General features: G+C 70.8%; 6 protein-coding genes and 1 tRNA gene. 1 reads left to right on the top strand and 6 read right to left on the bottom strand.

The features are described from left to right. Positions 1 to 144: 144 nt before the first annotated feature. From ACZ4M8_RS28960 to ACZ4M8_RS28975, 4 genes are all read right to left on the bottom strand, one after another. A complete protein-coding gene (locus ACZ4M8_RS28960; RefSeq protein WP_467612658.1) occupies positions 145 to 948 on the bottom strand; it encodes a helix-turn-helix domain-containing protein in 804 nt (267 codons plus the stop codon). Between the two features lie 237 nt (positions 949 to 1,185). Beyond that, positions 1,186 to 3,939 (bottom strand): DNA translocase FtsK, encoded by a 2,754-nt coding sequence (locus tag ACZ4M8_RS28965; protein ID WP_467612661.1) that lies wholly within the window; start codon positions 3,937 to 3,939, stop codon positions 1,186 to 1,188. A 134-nt stretch (positions 3,940 to 4,073) separates the two neighbouring features. Beyond that, a complete protein-coding gene (locus ACZ4M8_RS28970; RefSeq protein ID WP_467612663.1) occupies positions 4,074 to 4,727 on the bottom strand; it encodes a response regulator in 654 nt (217 codons plus the stop codon). A gap of 284 nt (positions 4,728 to 5,011) precedes the next feature. After that, positions 5,012 to 10,513 (bottom strand): HAMP domain-containing protein, encoded by a 5,502-nt coding sequence (locus ACZ4M8_RS28975; protein ID WP_467612666.1) that lies wholly within the window; start codon positions 10,511 to 10,513, stop codon positions 5,012 to 5,014. A gap of 259 nt (positions 10,514 to 10,772) precedes the next feature. Here ACZ4M8_RS28975 and ACZ4M8_RS28980 point away from each other — a divergent pair, with 259 nt between their 5' ends. Beyond that, on the top strand, positions 10,773 to 13,448 hold the full coding sequence (locus ACZ4M8_RS28980) for a SpoIIE family protein phosphatase (protein ID WP_467612669.1): 2,676 nt from the start codon (positions 10,773 to 10,775) through the stop codon (positions 13,446 to 13,448). A 105-nt stretch (positions 13,449 to 13,553) separates the two neighbouring features. On the opposite strand, the gene ACZ4M8_RS28985 is transcribed toward ACZ4M8_RS28980, so the two are convergent. Together ACZ4M8_RS28985 and ACZ4M8_RS28990 are read right to left on the bottom strand one after the other, a co-directional pair. Next, positions 13,554 to 13,626, bottom strand: a tRNA-Thr gene (locus tag ACZ4M8_RS28985). A gap of 81 nt (positions 13,627 to 13,707) precedes the next feature. Further along, positions 13,708 to 14,385, bottom strand: coding sequence for a DegT/DnrJ/EryC1/StrS family aminotransferase (locus tag ACZ4M8_RS28990; protein WP_467612672.1), 678 nt, complete (start codon positions 14,383 to 14,385; stop codon positions 13,708 to 13,710). Positions 14,386 to 14,555: the final 170 nt, after the last annotated feature.

Genomic DNA, 14,555 nt, shown 5'->3' on the forward strand with positions numbered 1-14,555 from the left:
AGAAAAGAGGAACATGGGTGGAGGTTTGTTATTGTGTTGTGGGTCGCCTCCTCCTCCCTCACGTCCCCCCCCCTACCCCAGCTTCCACTCCTTTTTTTCCTTCGTCCCCCCCCCCCCCACGGCGGCGGAGGTGACTGCTGCTGTTCAGCCGGCCTGCGGGTCGCCCGGGGTGTAGCTCAGCCGCTCCACGGAGCCCTTGTCGCCGACCTCCTTGACCTCTTTGCCGTTGACGTACAGCTGCACGGCTCCGGCGTTGCCGAGGACGAGGTCGATGCGTTCCTTGTCGGTGAAGGTCTTGGACTCGCCCTGCCGCAGCAGGCCGTCCTCCAGGAGCTTGCCGTTGGCGTCCTTCGCGGAGATCCAGCTCTGTCCGTCGCGGCCGATGACCTTGATCGTCACCTTGTCCTTGGGCAGCCCGGCGATGGCACTGTCGGAGGGCTCCGGGTCCGGCCGGTGCTCGGCGGGGGTGGTGCGGGGGTGCGGGGAGGGCTTGTCGGGGTTGGTCTCGCCCCCGGCGACGGGGATGCCACCGCCCTGGCCGCCGCCGCTGAACAGCGTGAAGCCGACGAAGCCGACCACCGCGACGATCGCGGCGACCATCGCGGCCGTCCAGTTGGGGCGGCGCCGCTCGGGCCGGATCCGCTCCGCCTCGAAGAGCGGCGCGGCGGGCGTCGGCTCGGGCCGGCCACCGTGCTCGGCGTCGAACTGCTCGATCAGCGGACCGGGGTCGAGGTGGACGGCGCGGGCGAGCGTCCGCAGATGGCCCCGGGCGTAGACGTCGCCGCCGCAGCGTGAGAAGTCGTCCTGCTCGATCGCGTGGACAAGGGGGATACGCACCCGTGTCGACGCGCTGACCTCTTCGACGGTCAGCCGCGCCGCGATACGGGCCTGCTGGATGGCTCGACCGACGGAAGGCCGGTCGTCAGTTGGGGAGTTGCCGATGGACACGGGGGCGCCTTTCGAGCGTGTAGCCACCTGCTGGACGTTCAGTCTAGGGGTGGACCGAAAGGGACGGGCAAGCGGGCGGACGGAGTCCGTACGCCATCGGTACGCCGGTGGCGACGCCGCCGGCTCCGCTGGTGAAGCATCGTTCCCTCACCTCCCTCAACTTGACGTATCGGCAGGAGAAACGGTTGCTTTGGCGCCCGCACGCATGACTCGTACGGGTGAATCCCTCGGGTATTTCTACCCGGAAGCCTCCCCGCGGATCACTCCGAGCACTCCGTCCAGCTCGTCCGGCTTCACCAGGACGTCACGGGCCTTGGATCCCTCGCTCGGCCCGACGATGTTGCGGGATTCCATCAGGTCCATCAGCCGGCCCGCCTTGGCGAAACCGACCCGCAGCTTGCGCTGGAGCATGGAGGTGGAGCCGAACTGCGTCGAGACCACCAGCTCCGCGGCCTGGCACAGCAGATCGAGGTCGTCGCCGATGTCCTCGTCGATCTCCTTCTTCTGCTTGCCGCCGACGGTCACGTCGTCGCGGAAGACCGGCGCCATCTGATCCTTGCAGTGCTGCACCACCGCGGCCACCTCGGCCTCGGTGACGAACGCGCCCTGCATCCGGACCGGCTTGTTGGCACCCATCGGCAGGAAGAGACCGTCGCCCTTGCCGATCAGCTTCTCGGCGCCCGGCTGGTCGAGGATGACCCGGCTGTCGGCGAGCGAGGACGTCGCGAAGGCCAGCCGGGAAGGGACGTTCGCCTTGATCAGACCGGTGACGACATCGACGGACGGCCGCTGCGTGGCGAGCACCAGATGGATACCGGCCGCCCGCGCCAGCTGCGTGATCCGCACGATCGCGTCCTCGACGTCCCGCGGCGCGACCATCATCAGGTCCGCCAGCTCATCCACGATGACCAGCAGATACGGGTACGGCGCCAGCTCCCGCTCGCTGCCCTCGGGCGGTGTGACCTTGCCCGCCCGGACCGCCTCGTTGAAGTCGTCGATGTGGCGGTAGCCGTACGCCGCGAGGTCGTCGTAGCGCAGATCCATCTCGCGCACGACCCACTGGAGCGCCTCGGCGGCCCGCTTCGGGTTGGTGATGATCGGCGTGATCAGGTGCGGAATGCCCTCGTACGCGGTCAGCTCGACGCGCTTGGGGTCGACCAGCACCATCCGTACGTCCTCCGGGGTGGCCCGCACCATCACCGACGTGATCAGACAGTTGATGCAGGAGGACTTACCGGAACCGGTGGCACCGGCGACGAGGATGTGCGGCATCTTCGCCATGTTGGCCATGACGTAGCCGCCCTCCACGTCCTTGCCGAGCGCCACCAGCATCGGATGCTCGTCGCCCGCCGCGTCGGCCAGCCGCAGCACATCGCCGAGGTTGACCATCTCGCGGTCGGTGTTGGGGATCTCGATGCCCACCGCGGACTTACCGGGGATCGGGCTGATGATCCGCACGTCCGGGCTGGCCACCGCGTACGCGATGTTCTTCGCCAGCGCCGTGATCTTCTCGACCTTGACGGCCGGGCCCAGCTCGACCTCGTAGCGGGTGACCGTCGGACCGCGGGTGAAGCCGGTGACCGCCGCGTCGACCTTGAACTCCTGGAAGACGTTGGTCAGCGCGGCCACTATCGCGTCGTTGGCGGCGCTGCGGGTCTTGCCCGGCCCGCCCCGGGAGAGCAGGTCCAGCGAGGGCAGCGCGTACGTGATGTCGCCCGCCAGCTGAAGCTGCTCGGCGCGGGCCGGAAGCCCGCCCTCCGGTTCCTGCGGCGTCTTGGTGAAGTCCGGCACCGACGGCGGACCGGCCGCCTCCGGCTGCGCCGCGCGCGCCGGAGGGACCGCACCGGACGGGGTGGCCCCCTCGCCGCGGTCCCGGCGCTCGCCGGAGATGCTGCTGCTGAGCCCGGCGACGAGCGGCGAGGGCTGGACGCCGTGCAGCACCGCGCCGTCCAGCGCCGCCGCGGCCTCCGCCGCGACGTCCACCGCGTCCTTCGGCCGCGCCACGGCGGGCGGCGCGGGCTCCTTGCGGGGGCGGCGCCGCTCGGCCAGCGCCTCCGCCTCCAGCGCGTCCGGATCGCCGGCCTCCGCGGCGAGCGCCCGGCGCGGGCGGCGCGCCGGGCGCTCCTCCCACTCCTCCTCGTCGTCCGCCCACTCCGTCCACTCCGCCTCCGGCCCGGTGTCCACCACGCCGAGCCGGGCGCCGAGCGCGCGCAGCCGCTGCGGGACGGCGTTGACCGGGGTGGCCGTGACGACCAGCAGGCCGAAGACGGTCAGCAGCACCAGCAGCGCCACCGCCAGCGCCGGTCCGAGGGTGAAGATCAACGGCTTGGAGGCGGCCCAGCCGGCGTAGCCTCCGGCGTCCCGGACCCCCGCGGCGTCGTCGCGGCCCGGCGAGCCGCAGGCGATCGCGACCTGCCCGAGGACGCCGAGGACCAGCGCGGAGAGCCCGATCACGATCCGGCCGTTGGCCTCGGGCCGCTCCGGATGGCGGATGAGCCGCCAGGCGATACCGCCCAGCAGGACCGGCACCACCAGATCGAGACGGCCGAACGCGCCGGTCACCAGCAGTTCGACGAAGTAGCCGACCGGACCGCTGAGGTTGGACCAGGTACCGGCCGCGACGACCAGCGCCAGGCCCAGCAGCAGGAACCCGAGGCCGTCCTTGCGGTGCGCCGGGTCGAGGTTCTTCGCGCCGCGGCCCATCCCGCGGAAGACCACACCGCACGCCCGGCCGCAGCCCCGTACGAGGCGGACGACGCCGCCGGTCGGGGACGGCGCCGGCTTCGGCGGCGCCTTCTTCGCCGGAGCCCTCCTGGCCGGTGCCTTCCGGGGCGGCGCCTTCTTCGCGGCGGCGGTCTTCTTCGCCGGCGGCTTACGGGCGGGCGCCTTCTTCGCCGCGGTCTTCTTGGCGGCGCCCCCGGACGCTCCGGCGCGCTGTTTCGAGGGGCCCGCCGTGCGCTGGGTTCCCTTGCCGGACGTACGTGAGGCCATGGCGACGAGATTACAGGCGCCGCCGGAGCTGACACGAGCGCACGGCGCTTCACCCGAACGTGTCGTACCGGAATGTCAGGTCCGCCGGTCCGCAGCGCGTGTGAAGGCCCGTCAGCCGCCGGGCGGTACGGCCGTCACCCCGCGGCGCCGCCCGCGCCGGGCTCCAGCGCGTCCAGCGCCCGCCGCAGTCCGGTCAGCTTCCGCTCCAGATGGGCGGCGGTCGCCACCGCCGCCGCGTCCGCCGACTCGTCCAGCTGCTTGGAGAGCGCCTCCGCCTGCTCCTCGACCGCGGCGAGCCGCGCCGACAGCTCCGCGAGCAGTCCGGCCGCCTCCTTCGTCTCGTCGACGCGGCCGCCCTCCAGCTGGAGCCGCAAGAGCGACGCCTGCTCCCGCAGTTGGCAGTTCTTCATGTACAGCTCGACGAAGACCGAGACCTTCGCGCGCAGCACCCAGGGGTCGAACGGTTTGGAGATGTAGTCCACCGCGCCCGCGGCATATCCCCGGAACGTGTGGTGCGGACCGTGGTTGATCGCGGTCAGGAAGATGATCGGGATGTCACGGGTGCGCTCACGGCGCTTGATGTGCGCCGCCGTCTCGAAACCGTCCATCCCCGGCATCTGCACATCGAGCAGGATCACCGCGAAATCATCCGTGAGCAGCGCCTTGAGCGCTTCCTCCCCGGACGATGCCCGCACCAGCGTCTGATCGAGCGCGGAGAGGATCGCCTCCAGCGCCAGCAGATTCTCCGGCCGGTCATCGACCAGGAGGATCTTGGCCTTCTGCACCATGGCCCGACCTCCTCGCCCCGGCATGGGGCCTCCCCTGTCCGAAGGACTTGGGGAAGAACCGGACGCCGCCCCAAGGGGCGACTCCGTCATGCCGCCCGTCCTTGTGCCGGTCATCGTAGCTGCACCCCGCTCGTCGCCACACCCTGTCACCGCGATGTCACCGTGTACGTAGCGGCAAACGCGGGAGGGGGCCGGAAGGTTCCCCCGCCACGCGTCGCGCCACGTCCGCGGCCACCGTGCTCAGCACCCGGTGATCCTCTTCCGCTTCCATACTGGACGCACCGTCACCCGGTGCGCATCCACTGCTCCATGACCGACAACAGATGATCGGTGTCCACCGGCTTGGTGACGTAGTCCGAGGCTCCGGACTCGATGCTCTTCTCCCGGTCACCCTTCATCGCCTTGGCGGTCAGCGCGATGATCGGCAACCCCGCGAACTGCGGCATCCTGCGGATCGCCGCCGTCGTCGCGTAGCCGTCCATCTCCGGCATCATGATGTCCATCAGCACCAGGACGACGTCGTCGTGCTGCTCCAGCACCTCGATGCCCTCCCGGCCGTTCTCCGCGTACAGCACCGACAGGCCGTGCTGCTCCAGGACGCTGGTCAGCGCGAAGACGTTCCGGATGTCGTCGTCGACGATCAGTACCTTCTCGCCGTGGAAACCGCCGCTCGCGGCCGGCTCCACCAGATCCTGGCCGTTGCCGAGCCAGGGCTCCGTGGCCTGCCGCGGCGGCGCCGGACGCTCGGGCGCCGCGCCCTCGGACCGCGGCGCAGCGGGCAGCTCCGCCCGGCGTGCGCCACCGGTCAGCCCGCGCCGGCGGCGCCGGGCGAGCGCGGAGGCCGACGCCTGCTCCTCGGCCTCCCGCGCCGCCTCCTCGGCCGCCTGCCGCCCGACCTCGGTCTCGCGCGCCTCGGCGTCCATCGCCAGGCCGCCGGCCACCAGCGCCGGGTAGCCCTGCGGCGGGAGGCCGCCCGGGTTCTGCGGCAGGTACAGCGTGAAGGTCGAGCCGCGGCCCGGTTCGCTCGCGGCGTGGATCTCGCCGCCCAGCAGCCGCGCGATCTCCCGGCTGATCGACAGGCCCAGGCCCGTACCGCCGTACTTCCGGCTGGTCGTGCCGTCCGCCTGCTTGAACGCCTCGAAGATCACCCGCATCTTGCTGGACGCGATGCCGATACCGGTGTCGGTGACCGAGAAGGCGATCATTTCGGCGTCCGGGTCCCGCAGCGACCCGTGCTCCAGGAGCTGCTCGCGGATGGCCACCGGGACGTCCGCCCCGGCCGGCCGGATGACCAGCTCGACATTGCCGCTGTCGGTGAACTTCACCGCGTTCGACAGGAGGTTGCGCAGCACCTGGAGCAGCCGCTGCTCGTCGGTGTGGAGGGTGGACGGCAGATCCGGCGAGACCCGGACGGCGAACTCCAGGCCCTTCTCCGCGGTCAGCGGCCGGAACGTCGCCTCGACGTAGTCGACGAGCTGGACCAGCGCGATCCGCGTCGGCGAGACGTCCATCTTGCCCGCCTCGACCTTCGACAGATCGAGGATGTCGTTGATCAGCTGGAGCAGATCGCTGCCCGCACCGTGGATCGTCTCGGCGAACTCCACCTGCTTCGGGGAGAGGTTCCCCTCGGCGTTGTCGGCCAGCAACTTGGCGAGGATCAGCAGGGAGTTGAGCGGCGTCCGCAGCTCGTGCGACATGTTCGCCAGGAACTCCGACTTGTAGCGCATCGAGACCGCGAGCTGCTCGGCGCGCTCCTCAAGGACCTGCCGCGCCTCCTCGATCTCGGTGTTCTTCACCTCGATGTCGCGGTTCTGCGCCCGCAGTTGCTCGGCCTTCTCCTCCAGCTCGGAGTTGGACAGCTCCAGCGCCTTCTGCCGGCTCTCCAGCTCGGCGGAACGCTCCTTCAGCTGCTCGGTCAGCTCCTGCGACTGCTTCAGCAGCACCTCGGTCTTGGTGTTGACCGAAATGGTGTTGACGCTCGTCGCGATCATTTCGGCGATCTGGCTGAGGAAGTCCTTCTGGATCTGGGTGAACGGCTGGAACGACGCCAGCTCGATCACGCCGAGCACCTTGTCCTCGAAGAGCACCGGCAGCACGATCACATTGGCCGGCGGCGCCTCCCCCAGCCCCGACGCGATCTTCAGGTAGCCGGAGGGCACGTTCTCCACCAGGATCGTGCGGCCCTCCTCGGCGGCCGTCCCGATGAGCGTCTCGCCCGGCTTGAACGTCGTGGGCATCGCGCCCATCGCGTAGCCGTACGAGCCCATCAGCCGCAGTTCGTACGCGCCGGCCTCGCCGCCGTCCGCGCCCAGCTCCCGCTCGTCGGGGCGGGTGGCGAGGAAGAACGCGCCGTGCTGGGCGGAGACCGCGGGCGACAGCTCGCTCATGATCAGCGTGGCGACGTCCTTCAGGTCCCGCCTGCCCTGCATCAGACCGGAGATCCGGGCGAGGTTGCCCTTGAGCCAGTCCTGCTCCTCGTTGGCGAGCGTGGTCTCACGGAGCGTGGAGATCATGGTGTTGACGTTGTCCTGGAGCTCCAGGATCTCCCCGGCCGCGTCGACGTCGATCCGGACGTTGTGGTCGCCGAGGGTGACCGCCGCGGCGACCGCGGCGATGGCCCGCACCTGACGGGTGAGGTTGCCCGCCATCTCGTTCACCGATTCGGTCAGGTCCTTCCAGGTGCCGGCCACGCCCCGTACCTGCGCCTGACCGCCCAGCTGGCCCTCCGTACCCACCTCACGGGCCACCCTGGTGACCTGCTCGGCGAAGGACGACAGCTGGTCGACCATGGTGTTGATGGTGGTCTTCAGCGCCAGGATCTCGCCCCGCGCGTCGATGTCGATCTTCTTGGTCAGATCACCCTTGGCGATGGCGGTGGTGACCATCGCGATGTTGCGGACCTGGCCGGTGAGGTTGTTGGCCATGGAGTTCACCGACTCCGTGAGGTCCTTCCAGGTCCCCGCGACGCCGGGCACGCGCGCCTGGCCGCCCAGGATGCCGTCGGTGCCCACCTCACGCGCCACCCGCGTCACCTCGTCGGCGAACGACGAGAGCGTGGTGACCATGGTGTTCACGGTGTCGGCGAGCTGCGCGACCTCACCGCGCGCCTCGACGGTGACTTTCTTCGTCAGGTCACCGTTGGCGACCGCCGCCGATACCTGCGAGATGTTCCGCACCTGGATCGTCAGGTTGTTGGCCATCAGGTTGACGTTGTCGGTCAGGTCGAGCCAGATGCCGGTGGCGCCCGGCACCCGCGCCTGACCGCCGAGCTGGCCCTCGGTGCCCACCTCGCGGGCCACCCGCGTGACCTGCTCCGCGAAGGACGAGAGCTGATCGACCATCGTGTTGACGGTGGTGACCAGTTCGAGGATCTCGCCCTTGGCGTCGACGGTGATCTTCTTCGACAGATCGCCGTCGGCCACCGCCGTCGTCACCTCGGCGATGTTGCGCACCTGCGAGGTGAGGTTGTTCGCCATGCCGTTGACGGACTGGGTGAGGTCCTTCCACGTACCGCTGACGCCCTGCACCTCCGCCTGGCCGCCGAGGATGCCCTCGGTGCCGACCTCCCGGGCCACCCGGGTCACCTGCTCCGCGAACGACGACAGCTGGTCCACCATCGTGTTCAGCGTGTTCTTCAGCTCCAGGATCTCGCCCCGGGCATCCGCGTCGATCTTCTGCGACAGATCACCGCGCGCCACCGCCGTCGCGACCTGCGCGATGTTGCGGACCTGCGCGGTGAGGTTCCCGGCCATGCCGTTCACCGAGTCCGTCAGGTCCCGCCACACCCCGGCGACGCCCGGCACCTGCGCCTGGCCGCCCAGCCGCCCGTCGGTACCGACCTCCCGGGCGACGCGGGTGACCTGCTCGGCGAAGGCGGAGAGCTGATCGACCATCGTGTTGATGGTGTTCTTCAGCTCCAGGATCTCGCCGCGCGCGTCCACGTCGATCTTCTGCGACAGGTCACCACGGGCCACCGCCGTCGTCACCTGGGCGATCTGCCGCACCTGCGAGGTGAGGTTCCCCGCCATGAAGTTGACGGAGTCGGTCAGCTCCTTCCAGGTGCCGCTGACGCCGTCCACCCGCGCCTGACCGCCCAGCCGGCCCTCCGTGCCGACGTCCCGGGCCATCCGCGTGACCTGGTCGGCGAAGGACGACAACTGATCCACCATGGTGTTCACGGTGTTCTTCAGCTGGAGCATCTCGCCGGAGACGTCGACGGTCACCTTCTGCGAGAGATCACCGTTGGCGACGGCGGTCGTCACCTGCGCGATGTTGCGGACCTGACCGGTGAGGTTACGGAAGGCCGTGTTCACCGAGTCGGTGAGGTCCTTCCACGTACCGGCCGCGCCCGGCACCGCCGCCTGGCCGCCCAGCTCACCCTCGACGCCGATCTCCCGCGCCACCCGCGTGACCTCCGCGCCGAACGCGGAGAGCTGACCCACCATCGTGTTGACGGTGTTCTTCAACTCCAGCATCTCACCGGCGACATCGACCGTGACGGTCTGCGACAGATCACCGTTGGCCACCGCCGTCGTCACCTGCGCGATGTCCCGCACCTGCGCGGTGAGGTTACGGAACGCGGTGTTCACCGAGTCCGTCAGGTCCTTCCAGGTACCCGCCGCGCCCGGCACCTGCGCCTGACCGCCGAGCTGTCCCTCGGCCCCGACCTCGTTCGCCACCCGCGTCACTTCGTCCGCGAAGGTCCGCAGCGTCTCGGTCATGGTGTTCATCGTGTCGGCGAGCTGCGCCACCTCGCCGCGCGCGCTGACCGTCACCCGCTGCGACAGATCACCGTTGGCGACGGCGGTCGTGACCTGCGCGATCCCGCGCACCTGCGCCGTGAGGTTGCCCGCCATCAGGTTGACGGAGTCGGTGAGGTCCTTCCACACCCCGGCGACGCCCGGCACCCGCGCCTGACCGCCCAGCTCGCCCTCGGTGCCGACCTCGCGGGCCACCCGCGTCACCTCGGAGGCGAACGACGAGAGCTGGTCCACCATCGTGTTGACGGTGTTCTTCAGCTCCAGCATCTCGCCCTCGACGTGGACGGTGACCTTCCGCGAGAGATCACCCTTGGCCACCGCCGTGGTGACGAGAGCGATGTCCCGCACCTGCGCGGTCAGCCGCGCCGCCATCGTGTTGACGGACTCCGTGAGGTCCTTCCACGAACCCGACATGCCGCGCACCCGCGCCTGCCCGCCGAGCTTGCCCTCCGTACCGACCTCGCTGGCCACCCGCGTGACCTCGTCGGTGAACGCCGACAGCTGATCGACCAGACCGTTGACCGTCCGCCCGACCTTCAGGAACTCCCCGCGCAGCGGATGCTCCGAGGAACTGTCGGAGCTGCGCGACCGCAGATCCATCCGCTGTTCCAGATCGCCCTCGGACACCGCCGACAGCACCCGCCCCACCTCGGAGACGGGCCGTACGAGATCGTCGACGAGCGCGTTGGACGCGTCGATCGCCGCGGCCCAGGAGCCCTCGCAGGCGCCGACCTCCAGGCGCTCCGTGAGCTTTCCCTCACGTCCCACGACCCGGCGCACCCGCGCCAGCTCGCCCGTCAGATGCAGATTGCGGTCCGCGGCCTCGTTGAACACCGCCGCGAGCTCCGCCATGATCCCGTCGCCGGAGACCGTGAGCCGCTTGCGGAAGTTGCCGTCCCGCATGGCCGCCAGTGCGACCAGCAGCCGGTTCAAGGCCGCCGTGTCCACCTCGGTCGTCCCGCCGCTCCGGGCTCGTCCGCCTTTCGCGCGCGTGCTTGCGCCCCGCGCCGCTGCGCCAGACTCCACCGTGTCCCTCCCGCAAGGGTCGACCGTTCCCGGGCTTTCTCCTGATGCCTGCCCAGTGTTTCACCATGGCCCAACCAGGCCATAACAGTTCGGCAGCATCGCATACCGTCCCTGGGCACGATCGGGGCGGAATCACCCGTGACCGGCATCCGCAGCCGCGGCGAAGGTAAGTAACCTGGCACAGGGCTGTCCACCCGCACGGCTTCCCGCCCGAGGCGGTGGTACACGCACGACAGGTAATCGGAGGGGCGCCGCAGGTATGGGGGACCAGATCACCGACACACGCACGAGGAGACCAGTGATCACCGCGCGGGCCGCCGCCACCTTCGAGCCGGTCGGGCGCTCGGTCGCCCAGGCCCGCGCGTTCGTCCGCGACACCCTCCAGGGCTGGGGCTACGGCGACATCGTCGACGACGCCGTCGTCCTTACCAGTGAACTGGTCACCAACGCCGTCGTGCACGCCGGAACCGCCGCCGACGTCCTGTGCCTGCGCGAGGACAGCGGCGTCCGCATCTCCGTCGCCGACCGCTACCCGGAGCGCGAGATCCCGCTCCAGAACACCGGCCGCGTCCTGGTCCACCCCGACCGCGAGGGCGGCCGCGGTCTGCTGCTGTGCGGCGCGCTCGCCGCCCGCTGGGGCGTCGAGTACTCGCCCGACCGCAAGTACGTCTGGTTCCGCCTCGACCTGCCCGAGCGCCCGGCGGGCACCCGCTCCGCCGGCCCCGCCCTCCCCGTCGACGCACTGCCGGTCGCCGACCACCGCGTCCGCGTCGCCGTCGTCCAGATCGACCGCGGCGGCTGCGTCAGCGCCTGGAACGACGACGCCCGCGGCCTCTTCGGCTACGACGCCGACCAGGTCATCGGCAAACCCCTCACCGACATCGCCGCCTGGCCGCACACCCCCGGCACCGGCACCGGCATCGCCGAGGCCCTGCGCCTCTCCCGCTGGGAGGGCTCCTACGGTGTCCGCGGAGCCGACGGCCGCGTCCTGCCCGTCTACGCCTCCCACCTGCGGGTCCGCGACGCCGACGGTGAGGCGTCCACGGTCTGCCTCCTCGTGCGCGACCACGAACGCGCCGTCCTCCAGAGCCCGACGCGCACCCCCGCCCCGGACGCCGCCTCCCAGACCTCCCGCGCCGACGGCCGCCCGTCCGACCCGTTCGAGGTCTTCATCGGCTCCCCCGCCCCCGACGACCTCGACGGACTGCTCCAGCGCACCGTCGAACGGGCCCGCGACATGCTCGACGGCGACGCCGCCTACCTGCTGCTCGCCACCGACGACGAGACGGAGCTGGAGGTCCGCGCCTCCACCGGCCTGCCCTCCGCCCGCCAGCGCTTCGCCCGCGTCCCCGTCGAGACCGGCTCGGGCCGCTACGGCTCCGCCCGGATGCCGTCGGTCCACGAGGACCTCACCGCCGTCCCCGGCGCCGTCCCCCTCCTCAACGGCACGGGCATGCGGTCCGTCGTCACCGTCCCGCTGAAGGTCGAGGGCCGCCTGACCGGCTCGCTCGGCGTCGCCGCGGAGAGCGCCGGCCGCTACACCAACGAAGAGGCGCTGCGCCTGCAGTTCGCCGCCGACCGCATCGCCCTCGCCGTCGAACGGGCTCGCCTGACCGAGCTGGAGAAGCTCCGCCGCGGCTCCCTCTCCTTCCTCGTCGAGGCGTCCGACCTGCTCGCCGGCACCCTCGACCGGGACCAGACGCTGGCGCTGATGGCCCAGATGACGGTCCCCACCCTCGCCACCTGGTGCGCCGTCTACACCGTCGCCGACCAGGCGTCCGAGCCCGAGCTGTCGTACGTGCTGCACGAGGACGAGGACCGCATCGACGGCCTCAAGACCCTGCTGCTGAAGGTCGATCCGCCGGAGCCGGTGCCCACCCCGGGCGCGCGGGTGTGGACCGCCCCCACCGACGCCGCCCACGACGCCGCGCTGCGCACCTCCCTGCGCAGCCTGGGCCTCGGCGACTCCGCGCGGCCCTCCACCGGCCCCGGCGCCTCCCTCGCCACCGCCTCGGCGGTCGGCGGCGAGACCGTCGTCCTGCCGCTGGTGGCCCGTAACCGCGTCATCGGCATGCTCACCCTGGGCAAGCCCACCGAGGAGCACTTCCGCCAGGAGATCCTGGAGCTGGCCGAGGACCTCTCCCGCCGTGCGGCCCTCGCCCTCGACAACGCCCGCCTGTACTCCGAGCGCACCGCCATCAGCCAGTCCCTCCAGCGCAGCCTCCTCCCGCCGGAGCTGCCGGACGTCCCCGGCGTCGAGGTGGAGGTCATCTACCGCGCGGCCGGTGAGGGCAACGAGGTCGGCGGCGACTTCTACGACCTCTTCCCCATCCGCGACGGCGCGTACGGCTTCGCCATCGGCGACGTCTGCGGCACCGGCCCGGAGGCGGCCGCCGTCACGGGCCTGGCCCGGCACGCCCTGCGCCTCCTCGCCCGTGAGGGCTTCGGCGGCCCCGCCGTCCTGGAGCGACTCAACGCCGCGATCCTCGACGAGGGCGCCCGCAGCCGCTTCCTCACCCTCCTCTACGGCGAACTGTGGCCGCAGGAGGACGGCAGCGCCCTGCTGAAGGTGGTCTGCGCCGGCCACCCTCTCCCGCTCCGCCTCCGCCAGGACGGCACCGTCGAACCGGCCGCCGAGCCCCAGCCCCTCCTCGGCGTCATGGACGACCTCGAACTGTACGAGCAGACCGTCACCCTCGACCCGGGCGATGTCCTGCTCTGCGTCACCGACGGCGTCACCGAGCGCCGCGAGGGCACGCGCATGCTCGGCGACGACGGCCTCACCGATGTCCTGACGACGTGTACGGGTCTGACCGCGGGCGCCGTCGCCGCACGGGTGCTGCGCGCCGTGGAACGCTTCGCGGCGGAGCCCGCCTCGGACGACATGGCGATCCTCGCGATGCGCGTCCCGGGAATTCCCCCCACGCAACCGTAGAACCGCCTGTCATCTCTTTCCCGCCCGGCCCCGGGCGGGAAAGAGACCACCCTCTCACCGCACGCAAAAAGGCCCCCGCCGATATGGCGGGGGCCTTTTCTTCTGAGCCCCAATACGGAATCGAACCGTAGACCTTCTCCTTACCATGGAGACGCTCTGCCGACTGAGCTATTGGGGCGAGCCAGCGGAATAGATCATACATGACCTGTGCCGAAGCTCCGAATCACGCACCACCGTCCGGCATCCGCCCGGCGCCCCGTCACAACGCGGGCTGCAGCAATCCCCCGAGCGCATTGCAGGCCCCCACCATCCGGTGCAGTTCCCGCCGCCCCATTCCCGCCCGCAGCGGCAACGCCAGCGTCTCGTCCACGGCCCGCTCGGTCTGCGGCAGAAACACATCCCGCCGCAACCCCGGCATGCGGTACACGGGCGCCTGTACGGGAATCCGGCAGGCGACGCCCTTGGCCCGCAGCGCCCGCGCGAAGGCGTCCCGGTCCGGGCGGCCGTTGCCGGGCACCCGCACCACGTACTGCTCGTAGGTGTGCCCCGCGGCCGGCGCCGGTGTCTCCACGCCTTTCAGCCGCCCGTCGAGGTACGCGGCGTGCGACCGTCGCCGCTCGGCTCCTTCGGAAGCCGCCCCCGGTTCGTCCACGACCAGCACCAACAGTCCGTGCCGCCGCCCGAGTTCCCGGATCCAGCCGTCGTCGGCCCGCCGCCCGAAGCGGTGTATGGCGACGACGGCGGAGGTACGAGGCGTCACCACGTCGGCGACGGCGGTGGGATCGAGGCAGTAACTCTGACCGTCGACATCGGCGAAGACGGGCAGCGCGCCCAACTCCACCACCGCCTCGGCCACTTCGGCGTTGCCGTACGCCGGCACCACGACCTCGTCTCCAGCGCGCACCCCGGCCGACTTGAGCGTCTCCACTGTCCCCATGCCGCGGATCCTGGCGACGCGAGGTGAACGAGGCGTTACGCGCACACGGCCACTCGTAGCCTGAACGCAAAAATTCTCCGGTCCCCGGCAACCATCACTGGCTACCGGAGACCGGAGCTAAAAATTGTTCGGCGGCGTCCTACTCTCCCACAGAGTCCCCTCTGCAGTAC

The organism is Streptomyces sp. NPDC027185, from assembly GCF_055567035.1.

Excerpts from the sequence above, each read along its gene's own strand:
- ACZ4M8_RS28980 (WP_467612669.1), top strand. The coding sequence starts at position 10,773 with ATGGGGGACCAGATCACCGACACACGCACGAGGAGACCAGTGATCACC.
- ACZ4M8_RS28965 (WP_467612661.1), bottom strand. The coding sequence starts at position 3,939 with ATGGCCTCACGTACGTCCGGCAAGGGAACCCAGCGCACGGCGGGCCCC.
- ACZ4M8_RS28990 (WP_467612672.1), bottom strand. The coding sequence starts at position 14,385 with ATGGGGACAGTGGAGACGCTCAAGTCGGCCGGGGTGCGCGCTGGAGAC.
- ACZ4M8_RS28970 (WP_467612663.1), bottom strand. The coding sequence starts at position 4,727 with ATGGTGCAGAAGGCCAAGATCCTCCTGGTCGATGACCGGCCGGAGAAT.